Genomic DNA, 17242 nt, shown 5'->3' on the forward strand with positions numbered 1-17242 from the left:
AGTCGTAGATATACCACGGATAAAAGCGTCAGGCCTTATTCGCCAGGCCCCGATCACTCATGAACGCTTCCAGCCGCGAACGCACCCAGCGTTCGGCCGGGTCGGTGTCCACATGGCTGAGCCAGACCATGGACAAATCCAGGGTCGGCGTCTCGAACGGAAACGGCTCACAAAACAGGTTGCCCGACACCGCCATGGCCTCGGCGGTGTAGTCCGGCAGGCTGGCGATCAGGTCCGTACCGGCCAGCAGCGCGGGCAATGCGCTGTATTGCGGCACCGACAACACCACATGGCGCTTGCGGCCGATTTCCGCCAGCCACTCATCGGCAAACCCGGACACGTTGGCGGTGTGGGACACCAGCACATGGGGGCGCGAGCAATATTCATCGAGGGTCAGCGGGGTGTCCGAAGCATCGGCGCGCAGCAGTCGCGGACGAATATGGCGCAGCAGCTTGCGCTTGGCATTCGCCGGCAGGCCACGGGTCTGGGTGATGCCGACGGTAATATCGCCGGACGCCAGCAGATCGGGAATGCGCCAATAGTCCACATGCTGCACCACGAACACCACCAGCGGCGCTTCCTGGCGCAACGAGCGCAACAACGGTGGCAGCAGGCCGAATTCAACGTCATCGGACAGGCCGATGCGAAAGGTCATGGTGCTGATGGACGGGTCGAAATCGTGGGTCAGGCTCAAGGCCGACGACAGTGAGTCGAGCGCCGGCGACAGGTGCTGGATGATCTCCTCGGCGCGCGCTGTGGGTTCCATGCGATGGCCGACGCGAATGAACAGCGGATCATTGAACAAGGTGCGCAGGCGGTTGAGCGCCGAACTGATGGTCGGCTGGCCGAGAAACAGCTTCTCGGCCACCCGCGTGACGTTGCGCTCGAGCATCAGCGCTTCGAAGACCACCATCAGGTTGATGTCGGCCTTGCGTAATTCATTGCGATTCATCGGCGCCTGCCCCTTCCCCAAGACAAGCCGCAGTTTAGAAAGGCCAGCCGGCTGCGTCTATGTGCACACTGTTCATCACGAGGCTTTGGGACTATAAACAGCTCTCGAACTTCGCAGGAACACTACCGTGCTGGTCATTTTTGGCCTGGCCATTCTGGTGGCCGGGTTCTGTCTCTGGCTTATCCGCTTTGTCACCCGCCCCACCTCCCGCACCTTGTTGCGGGTGTTCGTCGGCCTGTGCCTGGCAGCAGTGGTGGCGTACCTGGTGCTGGCGTCGGGTTTTCCTGTTTCGTTGCTGGTTTCATAACGCCCCCTCTTTGAACTGGACGCTACTGCCTTGATGAACATCCGCTGCGTTGTGCTACCGCTGTTGCTGGCCGGATGCACCGCCATGACGCCCTACAAGGCACCGCTCGAAGGCCCGCGAGCACAGATCAAAATGTGAATTGAGCACCCACGACAGCTACAACGAATGGCTGTCTGTCAGCGTTTCGACGGATCATGAGTGCCTGGAAGGCAGGGTGGGCACGCCGAGTAAGGAAGCGGCATTATTTGCGGTGCACAGCACCACTTCGCGCCCCGACGGGTACGTGGACATCGCCGCCAACCAACCGCTGCACTTGATCGTGTCGGGCCTGGCGAGCGCCGGTCGACGCTGTGTGATTGAGTTCAACACTGAGTTCGCCGCCCAGGGGCGCTATCTGCTCAAAGGCGGGATTGCGGACACCGACAGTGGGTGGTGTCGCGTTGAGGTGATCAATGCCGATATTGGTGCCTCGCAGGCTAAATTCGAGACCCCGACCCAGGTAACACCTGCCCCCACGGAGAGCCATTCGTGGAGGCAGTTCATGGCCCATCAAGGTTGCTTTTTGCCCTCGGCCGAGCATTGATCAGGGCTTGAGCGGACGCTCCTGATCCCGCTCGGACAGCTCAGTGCCGTCGTCCGGATGCTTCCAGGTCTGGGGTTTCTCCTCTTCACTCCGCCGGGGTTGCTCACGCTCCGGCTCATCTTGGCGCTTCTGCTCGTTACCCATAGCCACCTCCCTCCGTAAGAATTGGTCATACCTTCCAGCATAGAGCAGAGCGGGATTTTTGACAGGTTTGCAAATTGACAACCAACAGACATTAGTCAATCCATATTTTTTCACTTTTCATTTCTAAATGTGTCAGCCACTATCCTCAGTATTAAGCGAAACAAGCACTTTAAGAAGAACGCTGGAGACACAAAACCATGACTAGCCCTACCCTGCCCGACTCTGCCCGCTCCAAAGTAGGGGCGGTATTCCGCGTTACTTCGGGCAACTTCCTCGAACAGTTCGACTTCTTCCTGTTCGGCTTCTACGCCACCTATATCGCCGCCGCGTTCTTTCCTGCCGCGAATGAGTTTGCGTCATTAATGATGACCTTCGCCGTGTTCGGCGCGGGCTTCCTGATGCGGCCACTGGGCGCAATCATCCTCGGCGCTTACATCGATGACGTCGGTCGCCGCAAAGGGTTGATCGTGACCCTGTCGATCATGGCCAGCGGCACACTGTTGATCGTGCTGGTGCCGGGTTATCACACCATTGGCCTGTGGGCACCGCTGCTGGTGTTGCTGGGCCGCTTGCTGCAAGGCTTCTCGGCCGGCGCGGAACTGGGCGGTGTGTCGGTGTACCTGTCTGAAATGGCGACGCCAGGCCGCAAGGGTTTCTACACCAGCTGGCAGTCGGGCAGCCAACAGATCTCCATCGTGGTCGCCGCCGCGCTGGGCTATGGCTTGAACGTGTGGATGGAGCCGGCCGTGGTTGCCGATTGGGGCTGGCGCATTCCGTTCGCCATCGGTTGCGTGATCATCCCGTTCATTTTTGTGCTGCGTCGTAACCTGCAGGAAACCGAAGAGTTCGCCAACCGCAAGCATCGCCCGACCATGCGCGAAGTGCTGGCCACATTAGCGAAGAACTGGACCGTGGTGATCGGCGGCATGCTGATGGTGGCGATGACCACCACCGCGTTCTACCTGATCACCGTATACGCGCCGACCTTCGGCAAGACCGTGCTGCAACTGAGCACCTCCGACGCCCTGTTGGTGACCTTGCTGGTGGCGGTGTCGAACTTTGTCTGGCTGCCGATCGGCGGCACCCTGAGCGACCGCTTCGGCCGCAAGCCGGTGCTGATCGCCATGACTGCACTGACGGTGCTCACGGCTTATCCGGCGCTGTCCTACGTGGTGAATGCACCGAGCTTCGCCCACATGCTGGAAACGCTGCTGTGGTTCTCGTTCCTGTACGGCATGTACAACGGCGCGATGATTCCTGCCCTTACGGAAATCATGCCGGTGGAAGTGCGCGTAGCGGGCTTCTCCCTGGCTTATAGCCTGGCGACCGCGATCTTCGGTGGGTTTACCCCGGCGATCTCCACCTGGTTTATCCACATCACTGAAGACAAGGCCTCGCCGGCCTATTGGATGATGTTCGCTGCGCTGTGCGCGCTGTGTTCAACCCTGGCGCTGTATCGCCGTGCCAACGCGCGCGGGCAGGTGATGCAGGGGGCGACGTGATGCCCCCTCGGCGCACTGGCAGGCTGAGCAACTCAAGGTGATGACCTCCGGCGGCTTCACCGCCGCCTATAAACTGCTGGGCCCGTAATACGCCCAGCACAGCGGCGACACCCTCGACACCATCCATGGCCAAGGCGCCGGAAGCCAGCAGCGGCACATTTACCTAAAAGGGTGCCCCAAGGCCGGGCAATCGACAGCACCATCTCCACGCACCATCCCGCTTCCACCAGACCGCACTGGCATCCTGCACCCGCAGGCGATGTCACGGAGAGTCGCCGTGAATAACGGGATGTAGGGCAATATCGTACAAGCGCCAGTGGGAAGCTATGGAAGAGCACTGCCAGAAAAACTGCCATTGGGATTAGCCTGTTTCCGAGAGGCCAGTCAGTTGCTTCTTGTTTTTCCTGACGTAAAGACACGGTTGCTCGGGTTCCCTAGAATCCCGCGTTCGACTCTATGACTAAGGACCCAGCCATGGCCGAACCGATCGTAAAAAGCACACCGCTGACGTGGTATGTGGAGCATTTCGCCGTCTTCAGCGGTGCTTTCACCTTTCTCGCTATCGCGGGGCTATTGATATTTATCTACCGGCGCTCTGGATCGCTGCTGTTTCTGCGGGATTGGATATGGCGGTTTTTTGGTGGCAAAACGCGCTTCGAAACAGACCGTTTTGAACGCATGCGCAAGGACTTGCGCGAGCTGGAATATTATCGCTACGAATTCAACATCCCTGCCAATACGCTGCGCGAGGCAGACCTGGCCGAGGACTGGATGTACAGCAATGACTTCACCCCACGCGACTTCGGTCGCGTGAAGCGCTACATCGAGTGGAGCGACTTTTCAGCACTGAGTTTCATCACCAAGCGGTTCGCACAATGGCGTATCAACTGCTTTTTCTTTCTTGCCATCGCGCTTCTGGCGGGCGTAGCCATTGCGGTTCCGCTGATTGAATCCAAGTATCTGATGGTGTCGCTCAAAAACGCCCCGGATGCCCCCTCGTTCTATTTATCGGAAGATAACGTGAAGTTCGGTATCTGGTCGGACAGTGTCCTCAAGGTCGAGCACTGTCGCTCGTCCGAGTCGCTTCAGGCTTTCCTTCTCCCAGGATTACCGGAAGAGAAACTCGACATCATTTGCTCATTTTTCCTCGACAAGACCTACAACAAATACGTACGAGAAGGCCTGGGCCAACAACGCGGGCTACTGTTCTCGCTGGTGCTCGTGTCGATGGCTTGGATGATTTACCTGGTGATCCTGATCGCGCGAATGGAAGTCGCCCGCAGGCTCTATAAACAATGGCAGGCCAACCAGCCTTAGCCTTGGCCCCAGCCCGTTGCCGCGCAGGAATGAGCGCGCAACCCTACAGCTGAAACCGCGCAACCGCCTCGTTCAGCGAGACCGCCAATTGCGCCAGTTCACGGCTTGATCCATTGATCTGCCCGGCGCCGGAAGAGGACTGTGCAGACAGGTCGCGAATATTGACGATATTGCGATCGACTTCCTTGGCCACCTGGGCCTGCTCCTCGGCAGCGCTGGCAATCACCAGGTTGCGCTGGTGAATCTGGTCGATGGAGTCGGTGATCTGGCTTAATGCGCCGCCCGCGCCCTCTGCCAGGGCCAGGGTGTCGGTGGCACGCTGGGTACTTGACTGCATCGAGCTCAACGCCTCGTTGGACCCGGTACGCATCGCGGTCACCATCTGGTCGATTTCCAGGGTCGATTGCTGGGTACGGTGGGCCAGTGCACGCACTTCGTCAGCCACCACCGCAAAGCCGCGCCCGGACTCCCCGGCGCGCGCGGCCTCGATCGCGGCGTTAAGCGCCAGCAGGTTGGTCTGCTCGGCGATGGAGCGAATCACGTCGAGCACCTTGCCAATATCGCGCGATTGCTCGGCGAGGTTCTGCACCAGGGTCGAAGTTTCGCCGATGTTGGTGCTCAGGGCTTGGATAGCGCTGACCGTTTCACCCACCCGGTGCTGGCCTTCGCGCGCGGTTTCATTGGAAAGGCGAGTGGACTCCGAGGTGGACACCGCATTGCGCGCCACCTCATCCGCCGCCGAAGTCATCTCGTTGACGGCGGTAGCGGCCTGCTCGATTTCAGCGGTCTGCTTTTGCAGGCTGCGGCTGCTCTGGTCAGTGATGCCGTTGAGGTCGGTGGCCGATGACGCCATCTGCCCCGCCGACTGGCGAATCAGTTGCAAGGTCCCGCGCAGGTTGGCCTGCATGGTCTTGAGTGCCACGAGCAGGCGAGTCACTTCGTCATCGCCGGTCACGTCTACCGTTTGGGTCAGGTCACCTTGGGCAACGTTCTCGGCAGCCCGCACCGCATGGCTCAGCGGGCCGACGATACTGCGCGTGAGCAACCAGGCCAGCAGCACGGTGCTCAAACCGGCCACGATCACAAAGCCGAACACCATGGTACGCGAACGACCGTACTGCGACTCGGCCTCCTGGCCTTGCTGGTTAATCTGGGCGCTGTAGTAGTCGGCCAGGGCATTGAGCTGGGCACCGGAGCCGTCGACCACGGTTTTCATATCCACCAGCAACAGCTTGTTGAGCTCGGCGCCCTGCTGCTTGTCGGCGAGGATGAACGACTGCGCCAGCCCTTGCTGATACTGGCGCAGCGAGACCTGGAACTGATCGTACAACGTGCGCAGTGCTGGGGTGTCGATCACCGCATCGAGGTCCGCCAGCCGCTTGGTCAGGTCCTGGCTGCGGGTGTCCATTTGGCTACGGTATTGCGGGATGCTCGCCGGGTTCGGATCCAGGGCCATGCGCAAAGAGATCGTACGAATGCGCAGCATGATTTCGCGAATGTCCGCCACCAGCCGCATCTTCGGCACCAGCCCGCTTTCCACCTGCACCGCACTGGCGCGGATACTTGCCATGTTCGAGAGCGCAAAAAAACCCAGCAGGGCCACGAGCAAAGCAATCAAGGCAAAACCCAAACCCGCACGGCGGGCGATGGACAGGCTGCGAAGGGACATTAGGGGGCTCTCTTGTTAGGATACGATGTCGTATGAGAGCGTTTCGGCCGCGAGGATAAAGACTTGAGGGGCGCACTCGCGGGAAATGAGAAGTTATAAATATCAGTGAGTTATTTGCAGTATCGACGAGCACGACGCCCACCAACGACAATACTGGGAACATCAAAGGATTACCCCACCAGCAGGTCTGACATGGAAAAAGCCGTCATTACTCTGGCACTGATTTCTTGCCTATACGGCTGCATCGGCGCACAACTCTCACTTCCTGAACAGAAAAACGTACGCACCACCCCTCAACAGAACCCGCCTGAACGGACATGGTGCGGCGTGACGCTTTGGGCTGTAATTCCAATCCCCCTGAAGCTCCCCGTGTGCCGCTCACATCCCGCTCCCTCGCCCTTATACGCCTGTGGTCCTTTCATGTTCCTGGGACCGATCATGCACGGTTACAAGGGGAATGCCTTATGTGGAGAAATCCCTTGAGAGCCCATGACACCCGTCCGAAAGACTGTTTGCTCCCATGTGCCCACTTGCAAAAGTCCCAAGGTGGGACTAGGATTTTCCCATGAGAATTGTCGCAATCAGTCAACTCAAAACCTTTTGGCAAAAATACCCGGATTCGGAGCAACCGTTCCTGGCCTGGATAGACGAGGTAAAAAACGCCGACTGGTCAAACCCGGCTGACATCAAGGAACACTTTCGCAGCGCTAGCATTCTCAAAAGTCGAAGGGTCGTCTTCAACATCAAAGGTAACGACTACAGGCTCGTGGTCGCCGTGGCCTATCGCTATGGCGCTGTCTACATCAAGTTTGTCGGTACACATAAGCAATACGACGCAATTGACGCCGATACCGTCGAAACGGAGTAACCCATGAACATCCGACCTATCCACACCGAACAGGATTACAAGGACGCACTCAAGTCTGTCTCCGCGCTGTTCGACAACGAACCAGAACCCGGCACCCCGGAAGGTGATTACTTTGACGTAATGATCACGCTGATCGAGGCCTATGAAGCCAAACACTTTCCCGTAGACCTGCCTAACCCGATCGATGCCATTCGCTTCAGAATGGAACAGTCTGGCCTGTCAGCGGCTGATCTTATTCCCGCCATTGGCCGTCAGAATCGTGTTTATGAAGTGCTGAATGGAAAACGAGCGCTGACCTTGCCAATGATTTGGAAGCTGCATGAGATGTTTGGAATTCCAGCAGAAAGCCTGATCAAGCCAGTAAGGCATGCTTGAAGACGGAATCCGGTTGGTTGTGCCTGCTGGAAAGAACCACTACGGCTCTGTTTGCTGCTCGGAACGAGTAGCTTGCTCCCAAATCTCAGAAACGAAAAAGCCCCGCAGCTTATTCAGCTACGGGGCTTTTTCTATGTAATGGCGGAGAGATAGGGATTCGAACCCCTTCTTGCGTTCTTGCATACCGCTTAAGGCCAGAAAATACTGTGCTATCGTCCTTTGCTCATGGCGCCCTGCGGTCTATAGCGGCCCTGAATCTGCCCTAATTTTGCCCTAAACCTCTTCAACACTGCCGCTGCTATGCTTGAGCTTTATCGAAAAGTAGTTGCCCCACTGACGGGTACGAATCTCGGCTAGGCATCAGTTCAATAGAAGACTTCAGGATCACCTTGGTCAACCCTGATGATGCACACCGACGCAACAATGTGCCACTTAAGGACAAATCGATCTGGCTGAAAACACAGATCCATCATAGGAGCGTGCTCACGCTCGCCGGTTTTCAAGACCGGCATGCCAACTCAAGCTGGCTTAGGTCTCCAATGCTTTCCGCGTTCCATTACTCGCAACTGCCATAAAGGCTACAGACCTCATTCTGAAAAGCGTACTGGTTGAATTTTGGAACTGCTTTTCCCCTATAAGGTTTACTTCTGCCGAGGATAACGTGGTCGTCCCCCAAAAGAAAAAATTGTCGAAAGCGAACATCTAACCCAAGAGTGAGCCCCCCGACACAAAATGCTATGCCTCTTATCGATCAAGGGACGTACCGATGACGAATCCAGACCTGCTGCCCTTCCTCCAGTCGAAGCGCTATGAAAAACAGGCAGCCATAGACGAATTACCGTCGCCAAATAAATGGCGAATTATCTTAATTTAAGTGGTTAAAGCTTATTCTGGGACGGAGTATCGTCTGATAAATCGAAAAACCAGATGAGATGGCAAAAGGCTATTTATTTTCATCCGATTTCCATGTAGATATTATCCAACGCTCTGGGGTGGCCCTATTCGAGCTATAGCAACGATCGAGGGCATGTGATGTTTGGAAAAACTGTAATATTCCGGAAAGAATCAGAAGATGTATACCTTGCACTCATTGAAGACCTTGCAAGAACGTTACTACCTACGAGCATTATGGGCGTTACATTAGTTATCGTGGATTTGTTCGCCTGGTCAGCTACTGGAAATACTGTTTTTCTCGCCGCTGCTATTGCCGGAGGCTCGGGTTCTGCTGCAAAAATTCTTCTTATGTTCGTGCAGAAGCAAAACTGCGCAAAGCCCAAAAACCAAGTCAAGTATGCTGTGCGTTTGGAGGCAATGCATGGCATGGCGACTTTTGCAGTAGCTGCATCAGTTGGTAGCGTATTAGCAGCAGCATTCTCCTTGCATGAACCGAATCTTCAAATTCTATCTACAGGTCTTCTATTCGGTTATTGTTCGGGAGTTGTGTCTCGTACCGCGATTCGGCCAAAGATCGCTATCATTGCGCTAGTGCTCGCGGCAGCACCAGCTGCATTTGCCGCATCACTCATTAACTCTCCGGCCCACAACATCCTCGCAGCGATGTTCGGAGTCTTTCTGCTTGGTGCAATAGAGACAGTCCGACATACATATCTATCTACTGTACGCCATATCACTAGCAGAATAGAAATGGCAAAATTAGCGCGCAACGATCCATTAACCGGGCTAGCAAATCGACTGTCTCTGCGAGAGGCTTATCGTGAGGCATCGCTGACAACAAGATGTATCGCTATACATTGCCTTGATCTCGATGGCTTCAAATCTGTTAACGACCAATTTGGCCATGCTGCGGGAGATGCAATACTCGTTAACGTCGCGCAGCGGTTATCAGAGGTTGCCCCTCCCAACGCCACCGTTGCCAGATTCGGAGGCGATGAGTTCGTTATCCTACAGACCGAAATTTTTGAATCAATTGAGGCTGAGTTGCTAGCAAAAGAAATAGTAAACTCCCTAGCAAAGCCTTTTACCGTTCAAAGCAGAATAATAGAAATAGGCGCAAGCCTTGGATTATCAGTTGGCTCGGCGAGCACTCAACTTGACGAACTACTGCAACTAGCTGACGAAGCGTCTTATTTCATCAAGCGAAATGGTGGAGGTGTAGCAATCGCCTCAACTTCGCACTTTTCGCCTGTATCTGAACGATTTAGGACCTATCAATCAAAAGGATACAATGCTAAACCCGAGCCAGAACAAGAACATACACACAGATTAAAACCATAGTTGAATTTATAGACCCAACCAACACCAATAATTAAATACACACAATACAATATAATTTACACCTAAAAGCATCCACACAATTATCAAACCATGTTAGACCTCAACCACTAATAAATTCTGCTTAATAGCCACGCAGGGCATTTTTTTGGAGCGCGCTCATGGGACATTCCGCTGACTATCAAGCTGAGTTGCAAATCAGGGATCTTGAGTATATTGCTCAAATCTTGAAAGAACAGGCAAATATACTGAATAAGACCGGAGCTAAAGCACTTGCGAAAGAATCTTATAATCAGGCCGAGCAATTGGGAATCGTCATTACTTTACTCAGGAGAAAACGTAAAGAACGTCTATAACTGTAGGCTCTCTCCTGGCGTCTGCCTGGGGGAAGTGCTGCGTCCAACGACCCGTGAGGAGAGCAAATCAAGGTAATGGCTCGAAAAATCTAAAATAGCGCTCCTAAAGCGGCCGGTTCCCAATTCATGATTATCAACTCTCTGCTGACTTCGGCCTTACCCTGCCGCTGATTGGTCGTGCTGTAACGAGTCTCCACCATTTCGAAATGAAAGCCGTCAAACACACGGCGGATATCTTGATGCTCATTTATGCTGATCATCACCTTACCTTTGCACCGCCGCATGAACTCGGCCATCCGCTCGTAGTTCTCAAATGGGAAGTCAATGCCATAACCTGCTGTCTGCCAATATGGCGGATCCATGTAGTGAAAGGTGTGGGCACGGTCATAACGTTCGGCACAGTCCAACCAGGGCAGGTTTTCAACATAGGTCCCGGAAAGGCGTTGCCAGGCAGCCGATAGATTTTCCTCAATACGTAGCAGGTTGATCGTGGGGGCGGTTGTTGCGGTGCCGAATGTCTGCCCCGTCACCTTGCCAGCAAAGGCATGGTGCTGCAGGTAAAAGAACCGAGCGGCGCGCTGGATGTCGGTGAGGGTTTCAGGGCGGGTCATTTTCTGCCACTCGAACACCTGGCGGGAGCTGAGCGCCCATTTGAACTGGCGCACGAATTCTTCTAGATGGTTCTGCACGACACGGTACAGCGTCACCAGGTCGCCGTTGATGTCATTGAGGACTTCAACTGGCGCGGCCTGGGGACGCATGAAGTAGAGCGCGGCGCCGCCGGCAAAGACTTCGACGTAGCATTCGTGGGGTGGGAAGAGCGGGATAAGGCGGTCGGCCAGGCGGCGTTTGCCGCCCATCCAAGGGATGATGGGTGTCGACATATAAAAGCAAGACCTTTGCTGTATGGATAAACAGTGCTAGGCTCGCTCCGCTTTGTGCACGAAGCAGGAGCCTTGGCTGGACTTGCAGGGACATTCTGCGGGGAAGGTGGCCGGGTTGGATGTTGACGCATCCTGCCCGGCCGCTCCTTTTACTTCGGTGTAGAGACCTCTTTTGCGTAGGCCTGACAGGCACGTAAGGCGATCAGTCCTTGGTCGCCGGCATCGGTGATTCCGATAATTCGTTGAGCATGCACTGGGTCAAGTTGGGCTCGACGGGCTGCATGATCCACGCCGACGCCGCCGGTGGTAGCAGACACGTTGCAGCCACTGGCTGGATCCTCGGCAGGATGACTGACAGCCGAACATCAGCAGCAACAAGGTGGTCGCGCAGGCGAGCATGGTTGCGCTGGGCATCGGATAAAAAGGCACTCGACAATATCGCCAGGGTGAGCCTGGAAAAATCCAACCCTCTGGACGGCATTGCGAACCACATCTAGAGTGTTTTTTTGAACAGACATCCCTGCGCCCGGAAAGGTGGAACTCGATGGAAAAAGAAAATGCTGGCCAGCTGCCCCCGCAGATAGATCTGGACGAGTTGCTTTCCGGGGATATAAGAGCAGTCTGGAATAGGGTCGCGTGCGAGCTGGAGCAGGCTTGCAACTGGGAAGACCTGAATGACAAATATGGCCGAGTGATTCGATGGGTGGAAGATATGTACCTGACGAATAGAATTGATCAAAAAGAATATGAAACCTTAAAGCTTGTCAGCGATCAGTCCAACAAACAGGTCGTAGAACGGCTAACCGGGGCGGCCTAACCCGCTAAGGGTGTGCCACAGCGAATATCAACAGCGGAGAATTTGCTCTATCATTGCCACTACTTTGAACCAAGGAGGGTGCTCTGGGTGGATACTTATGCAATTTTTGGTGCTGGTGGATTCGGCCGAGAGGTCATACCGCTAGTAGCTCGCGCCCTTGCTGATATGCCAGAAAATGAGTACCGAATAGTTTTCGTAGATGACCATCCGAAACAAGTACGGTGTAATGGCTTTGACGTTTTGAGCACTGATGATTTTGTTGGCCTAGACGGCAACCTGTTCTTCAATATCGCTGTAGCAAATAGCCATGCTCGTGAGCTAATCGCTGAAAAATTGATTGCGGCCGGCGCGGCACCTTTCAGAGTTTCGGCAAATAACTCAATTGATCTCGCCTTCAACGAAATTGGCGAAGGGGCCATCCTATGCCCGTTCACAATGATCACCGCCAATGCAAAAATCGGCCGGTTCTTCCATGCAAACATCTACTCATATGTGGCTCACGACTGCATCATCGGTGATTTCGTTACGTTCGCCCCGAGCGTCCACTGCAACGGGTCTGTTGTAATCGAGGACCACGCCTACATAGGTACGGGCGCCATTATTAAACAGGGCACGCCGGACCGGCCGATCATAATTGGCAAGGGTGCCGTGGTTGGAATGGGGGCGGTTGTCACCAAAAGCGTTGCGGCTGGGACCACTGTTGTGGGCAATCCCGCAAAAGTGATGGCATCCAGCTGAAATCATTTTTCGAGAACGTCATGTGCCTGCGCGAGCTTGAGCACATAGCCAAGCAGTAGAAGGCACGGATAGTTGATGACTAGTGCGTGATAGTGTTGACGTACGCTTGGCACGCCCGCAGCGCAATCAGTCCTTGATCGCCGTCGTCGGTGATGGCGATAACTCTTTGAGCATGCGCTGGGTCAAGTTGGGCTCGACGGGCTGCATGAACCAAGCCGACGGCGCCGGTGGTGGCTGGCACGTTGCAGCCACTGGCTGGATCCTCGGCAAGGAGGACTGACAGCCGGACATCAGCAGTAGCAAGCTGGTCACGCAGGCGAGCATGGTTGCGCTGGGCATCGGATAATTCCTTGGTGTGTTGTTGGTCGGAGGCGGACAGGGCCTGCTCGGTGGCCAGACGCTTTTCCTGCTCGGCGCGAGCCTGGGCTGCGGCGGCATTGCTGATAGTGCTCAGGTCCACTTTGAACTGGCCCGCCTGCTCTGCGAGCTGCTTGCCCATCCGCCAGTCCTGAACCTGCCAGGCCCCGCCAAACCCAATGGAAATTGCCAGCATGATTACGGCGATCTGCCCAGCCGTCATGCCAGAACCTCCAGCGCCTTGTGATACAAAGCCTGGCGGTCGTCCTGGCCGGTGAGCCCACCATTGATGCGGCGCGTGATTTTCACGAACTCACCGCGATCGGCCAGGGCATTCAGTCCACGCGTCGACCAAAACCAGGCAGCCGACATAGCGGCGTGCTGTAGCAACTCAAGGTAGTCGGGGTGACTGACTAGGTCTAAGCCCAGCGCCTCACCACACGCCGCATAGTTCGCCCGGCCGGTGATCTGTATCAGACCACGGCCACGGTACTTGAAGCCGTCGCCCTTGACGGTATTGCCCAGATCGGCACGACCTTCATACCCGGCCTGCTGAGCGGTGGGGCCCCAGATCTCGCGTGCGTGACGCAACTGGCCGGACTCATGCCCAACCTGAGCGATGAACGCCGAGACCCGCAACGGCTTATTGATCGCATACCGGGTCATGGCAACGTTAATCCCAGAAACAAAAACGCCGGCTTGGCGGCCGGCGTTCGGGAGGATCTGCAGCAGCTGCTGCTCGGTGATGGGCATGCTTTTCTCCAGACGAAAAAAACCGCACAAAGGCGGGGATTAGAGATGAAAGCCAACTCGGTTGGCTTAGGTAAATACAGTGCTGCACTCAAACGAATGGAGCCAGGAAGCTTGTCGTAATAAGAAGTTCCCTCTCGTTATTAATTGGCAGCCTTCATACGAGGAAAATCGCTACTATCCTGGCGAAAATCACCCACTCAATGGAATCTACCTGTGAAATCAGGGCTCAACCAAACACCGAAGCGCAAAGGATGGGCGCGGGTTTATAGCAAAATCAGGCGTCTGGGATTTTCTCGCTTTACAGCGCTTTACAGGACAGTCCTCTACGTTGTGCGAGGGGACACCGGAACTTTCAGTCTAAAAAATCGCTGGGATAAATTCCGTTTCCGCCGCTAAGTGGAGGGATAGCGGGGTTAGTCGACGATACCGTGAAGGTCCCCCGCAGGCCGACCATTCTTCTCGCGAGGTTAACCCCGTAGGAGCGGGCTGCGATCGGCCTAACTCTATGCGCTAACCCCATAGACAGTCTGAGTGAAGTTCCTGATCTTGCGTAACAGCGCCTGGTTTGCCGAGTCAGGGGCGCTCAGCGCGAGATCGCAAACAAAGATGTCGGACACAGTCCCATCCCAGAACTGTCCGCCACTGGTGAGGCCGCCCAGCGCCATGGTTGAACTGCCCGGCGCACCGGCAACCGGAACAATACTTTCGGCCCCGTTCACTTTCAGGAACAGGTTGGTTCCGTCAAATCCGGCAGCGAAGGCAAATGGCTGACCCAAGGTTACGGGGAGTGCTGCCGTCTGAGTTGTGCCGTACTGGAACTGCAGGGCTGTTGTGCCTACGCCAACGCGAAGAATCGACCTCACTGTCGAAGACGTGAACGTGCCAAACAAGGTGCCTGACGCGGCGTTCCCGGAGAGCGTGGCCACGCCCGCCCACGAAAAAGGGACGCCAAGGTTGGGAGTGGATCCTGAAAAGACTGACTTGTCAGATTCTGCCGGGTTGAATTTTGCACCAGGGTAGATTCCGAACAATGCATTAACCAACGTGGCAGAGTTCGATCCAGAATTTCGCGTGTATTTGGAGCCTGTCGGCTTTTTGTCATTGAACGATACGATTTCAGCCCCTTCCAGGGTCAGGCTTCGCGCGTCCGCCTGGTACCAGTTGATCAGATGGCTGTCGCCCACCAAGGCCTCGGCCAGAGAGCCACCGACCGTCAGGGAGTCATTGAGAAACGGCTGGTTAATCCGGATACCTGCAGTACTCATAAAGTCACTCCAATCTGTTGACGCAAAAGGTTATGGCGAATGGTCTTCGGCACAGAGAAGCCCAGTCGCCGATAGAACGAAGGCTTTTCTGTCAGCGCCATGGCGTTGCCAGCCATTGAGTAGTAGCCCGCCCCAGACCCGAGGCCGTAGTCCATGCCATAGCGCACCACCGGGCTGCTGCCTGTCGGCACTGCTGCCAAGGTCAAAGTGATAGCGCTGCCGGAATAGGCAACGCCCGTGATAGCTGTGTCCCCAACGCTGTCGCGATACACGAAGCCGTCCTGCGTCACTTGAGGCAGCCAGTCTGTATCTTTGGAAACGCTTGTGGTGCCAGGGGGCAAATCTACGGTAAGGGTCACCGTAGTGCCGGAACACACGGCACTGCGCATCCGCAACGGTTTCCAAGCCTTGCCCAGCTCGGTCTGCACTTCTGCTTCGGCATGGATCTCGGCCATCATCATCTTGCCCACCGGGTTAACGTGCTGCATATCGCTGACCGGAAGCATGTACATCGGTCCAAAAATCTTCACGTCCGAACGGGCATCAGACGCATCGATCTGCAGCTGCCCTACCCCATTGTCCGGAGACACACCGACCGTCTGCCACAGAGCTATTTCCAGCAGGCTGGTTTGCCCCAGTTGGGTTTTGACCGCTGGGATAACCGCGTCCGCGAAAGTGGTGAAGTCCGCCGCCCAGTTAGCCGCCGCCTCTCCCTGGATGTAGGTCAAATACCGGCACTCAACGGTGCGCCCATATAGCGCGGCGCAGACCTTGGCTCGATCGGCGAAGGTCATCAAGTTGTTCCAGTTCACTGTACCCGGCAGGAAACTGGCCACCGGCTGGTCACCCTGGCCGGCGGTGGCCACGATTTGGCCAACCTGAGCCAGACCAGCATCAGCCCAAGCTTGAGCGGACGCGAACGCCGCCAGAGTAGCCGGCCACTGACCAATCCCAGCCGCCCTGTCATAAAGTGGAACCAAATCAGTCAAAGTGGCGCCGTCCACCAGGCCATTAGAACCCTGCATGAAGAACCGCCCATCGAACGACAGCACGCTGTGCGGGAAGAGCGCCTGACCTTCGATAATGCCGGGGCTCGATGATCCCAACGTGTTGGACTGCCCGATCACCCCGCGAAAGCGCATTGGTGCCTTACGATCAATGACAATCGTGTCGTAGTTTCCGGCTGCCCGCTGTTTGCCGTCGTAACTCTGGCCGCTTCGATCCTGTACGACGGCGACATTGAAGCCGTTTGTTTTCCTTACTGCAGATACAGTGTAAGAACCGCGAAGCGTAGCCAGTGGCAGGTAGGCCGAAACGCCGGGTAGGTTCTCGGCGACGAACTCAAGCGCAGCGGCGGATAACAGTAGATCAGTGCGGCCATCTGCGGGATTGAAGGAAATGCCGTTTTTGCGGTCGACCAGAGACTGAATAATGGGAATCCCCAACGGTCCATCCCTGGACGGGACCGAGACCGTGGATGGCACTTCAAGGTGAGTCGCAAACACGCCACCATTTCCCAGAAAACCGACGACCCTCCCCGAGGGGTCCACGATCGGAAAGGCAAACGTCGGCACGCCATCCCGGTAAAACCCGACGGCATCAGCGAGATCCGCTCTTTGGGACAAGTCGTCGACGAACTGCTTGCTGATGTCGTCGGAGACATGCAACGAAGTGGCGCTATCCACCTTCTGCCAGAGCGTTCGCAAAATGCGCGGATTGGTACTGGCAGCCCAAAACATCATCCCGTTGAGAACCGTAGGGCTGGCTCGGCCTGCCGCCTCGTCGGGGTAGATCTTCCCATCCGTCATTTCCAAACGAAGCCGCTCGACTTCTGCGTCCACAACGTCGGAGGCATCCACCGTATTTATCTCGCGCAACAGCGGAGCCAAATACCCGCCGTGGCTGATCTGAATATCAATTCGCTCGGTCTTCGTATAGAAAAATACCCGAGCAGAGGCATCAGCGTACGCTGGGTTGGCTTGGACAACTGTCGTGGCCACGTCGAAAAATAGCGGCGCCAACGTCTCAGTCCCTGACACCAGCACACGCACCGTTGCTCCAGGCAATAGCACGCCGTCTTCAGCCCTTGCGGCAAAGAATTGAATAGGTTGCATGATGAGTCT

The 17242-nt window shown here is 55.9% G+C and carries 18 protein-coding genes and 2 pseudogenes; 11 read left to right on the forward strand and 9 right to left on the reverse strand.

Annotated features, from left to right (window positions below; genetic code table 11):
* Positions 1-28: 28 nt before the first annotated feature.
* On the reverse strand, positions 29-952 hold the full coding sequence (locus FIV39_RS19640; protein WP_090407908.1) for a LysR substrate-binding domain-containing protein: 924 nt from the start codon (positions 950-952) through the stop codon (positions 29-31).
* A gap of 127 nt (positions 953-1079) precedes the next feature.
* Between FIV39_RS19640 and FIV39_RS19645 the strand changes: the two genes are divergently transcribed.
* Positions 1080-1259: a hypothetical protein gene (locus FIV39_RS19645; RefSeq protein ID WP_090407911.1), complete on the forward strand. Its 180-nt coding sequence runs from the start codon at positions 1080-1082 to the stop codon at positions 1257-1259.
* A 139-nt stretch (positions 1260-1398) separates the two neighbouring features.
* Positions 1399-1842, forward strand: coding sequence for a hypothetical protein (locus FIV39_RS19650; protein WP_090407914.1), 444 nt, complete (start codon positions 1399-1401; stop codon positions 1840-1842).
* Here the strand turns inward: FIV39_RS19650 and FIV39_RS33045 are convergent, their stop codons facing one another.
* Positions 1843-1992 (reverse strand): hypothetical protein, encoded by a 150-nt coding sequence (locus FIV39_RS33045; protein WP_186731543.1) that lies wholly within the window; start codon positions 1990-1992, stop codon positions 1843-1845.
* A gap of 191 nt (positions 1993-2183) precedes the next feature.
* Between FIV39_RS33045 and tcuC the strand changes: the two genes are divergently transcribed.
* From tcuC to FIV39_RS19665, 3 genes and pseudogenes are all read left to right on the forward strand, one after another.
* Positions 2184-3488, forward strand: a complete 1305-nt coding sequence (gene tcuC, locus FIV39_RS19655) for an MFS transporter (RefSeq protein WP_090407917.1) — start codon at positions 2184-2186, stop codon at positions 3486-3488.
* Between the two features lies 1 nt (position 3489).
* Positions 3490-3692: pseudogene (locus FIV39_RS33960) on the forward strand (ABC transporter substrate-binding protein); the annotation flags it as partial.
* Positions 3693-3962: 270 nt separating this feature from the next.
* Positions 3963-4805 carry a DUF6216 family protein gene (locus tag FIV39_RS19665; RefSeq protein WP_090407920.1) on the forward strand — a complete coding sequence of 281 codons (843 nt, stop codon included), beginning with the start codon at positions 3963-3965 and terminating at the stop codon, positions 4803-4805.
* A 43-nt stretch (positions 4806-4848) separates the two neighbouring features.
* On the opposite strand, the gene FIV39_RS34115 is transcribed toward FIV39_RS19665, so the two are convergent.
* Positions 4849-6474, reverse strand: coding sequence for a methyl-accepting chemotaxis protein (locus tag FIV39_RS34115; protein WP_090407923.1), 1626 nt, complete (start codon positions 6472-6474; stop codon positions 4849-4851).
* Between the two features lie 565 nt (positions 6475-7039).
* Here FIV39_RS34115 and FIV39_RS19680 point away from each other — a divergent pair.
* The 4 genes from FIV39_RS19680 (at position 7040) to FIV39_RS19695 (ending at position 10305) form a co-directional block, all read left to right on the forward strand.
* Positions 7040-7342 (forward strand): type II toxin-antitoxin system HigB family toxin, encoded by a 303-nt coding sequence (locus FIV39_RS19680; RefSeq protein WP_090407931.1) that lies wholly within the window; start codon positions 7040-7042, stop codon positions 7340-7342.
* 3 nt (positions 7343-7345) lie between these two features.
* Positions 7346-7717 carry a helix-turn-helix domain-containing protein gene (locus FIV39_RS19685; RefSeq protein ID WP_090407934.1) on the forward strand — a complete coding sequence of 124 codons (372 nt, stop codon included), beginning with the start codon at positions 7346-7348 and terminating at the stop codon, positions 7715-7717.
* A gap of 1032 nt (positions 7718-8749) precedes the next feature.
* Positions 8750-9952 (forward strand): GGDEF domain-containing protein, encoded by a 1203-nt coding sequence (locus FIV39_RS19690; protein WP_090407937.1) that lies wholly within the window; start codon positions 8750-8752, stop codon positions 9950-9952.
* Between the two features lie 158 nt (positions 9953-10110).
* The gene (locus FIV39_RS19695; protein ID WP_090407938.1) at positions 10111-10305 is read left to right on the forward strand and encodes a hypothetical protein; all 195 of its coding nucleotides are present in this window, start codon (positions 10111-10113) and stop codon (positions 10303-10305) included.
* A gap of 89 nt (positions 10306-10394) precedes the next feature.
* Here the strand turns inward: FIV39_RS19695 and FIV39_RS19700 are convergent, their stop codons facing one another.
* Together FIV39_RS19700 and FIV39_RS33530 are read right to left on the reverse strand one after the other, a co-directional pair.
* A complete protein-coding gene (locus tag FIV39_RS19700; protein ID WP_090407942.1) occupies positions 10395-11189 on the reverse strand; it encodes a DNA adenine methylase in 795 nt (264 codons plus the stop codon).
* 149 nt (positions 11190-11338) lie between these two features.
* Positions 11339-11610: pseudogene (locus FIV39_RS33530) on the reverse strand (lysis protein); the annotation flags it as partial.
* Positions 11611-11733: 123 nt separating this feature from the next.
* On the opposite strand from FIV39_RS33530, the gene FIV39_RS19710 reads away from it, so the two are divergent.
* Together FIV39_RS19710 and FIV39_RS19715 are read left to right on the forward strand one after the other, a co-directional pair.
* Positions 11734-12006 carry a hypothetical protein gene (locus FIV39_RS19710; RefSeq protein WP_090407945.1) on the forward strand — a complete coding sequence of 91 codons (273 nt, stop codon included), beginning with the start codon at positions 11734-11736 and terminating at the stop codon, positions 12004-12006.
* 87 nt (positions 12007-12093) lie between these two features.
* Complete coding sequence (locus FIV39_RS19715) at positions 12094-12744, forward strand: acetyltransferase (protein ID WP_090407948.1); 651 nt, start codon at positions 12094-12096, stop codon at positions 12742-12744.
* Positions 12745-12823: 79 nt separating this feature from the next.
* Here FIV39_RS19715 and FIV39_RS19720 read toward each other — a convergent pair whose 3' ends face one another.
* The 4 genes from FIV39_RS19720 to FIV39_RS19740 all read right to left on the reverse strand — a co-directional run bounded on the left by FIV39_RS19720 (position 12824) and on the right by FIV39_RS19740 (position 17233).
* Positions 12824-13324 carry a lysis system i-spanin subunit Rz gene (locus FIV39_RS19720; RefSeq protein WP_090407951.1) on the reverse strand — a complete coding sequence of 167 codons (501 nt, stop codon included), beginning with the start codon at positions 13322-13324 and terminating at the stop codon, positions 12824-12826.
* Complete coding sequence (locus tag FIV39_RS19725; RefSeq protein ID WP_090407954.1) at positions 13321-13854, reverse strand: glycoside hydrolase family 19 protein; 534 nt, start codon at positions 13852-13854, stop codon at positions 13321-13323. The genes FIV39_RS19720 and FIV39_RS19725 overlap by 4 nt, the downstream gene beginning before the upstream one ends.
* A 503-nt stretch (positions 13855-14357) precedes the next feature.
* A complete protein-coding gene (locus tag FIV39_RS19735) occupies positions 14358-15119 on the reverse strand; it encodes a hypothetical protein (protein WP_090407960.1) in 762 nt (253 codons plus the stop codon).
* The gene (locus FIV39_RS19740; RefSeq protein WP_090407963.1) at positions 15116-17233 is read right to left on the reverse strand and encodes a hypothetical protein; all 2118 of its coding nucleotides are present in this window, start codon (positions 17231-17233) and stop codon (positions 15116-15118) included. The genes FIV39_RS19735 and FIV39_RS19740 overlap by 4 nt, the downstream gene beginning before the upstream one ends.
* Positions 17234-17242 lie beyond the last annotated feature (9 nt).

This window comes from Pseudomonas grimontii, from assembly GCF_007858185.1.
Classification (GTDB): domain Bacteria; phylum Pseudomonadota; class Gammaproteobacteria; order Pseudomonadales; family Pseudomonadaceae; genus Aquipseudomonas; species Aquipseudomonas grimontii.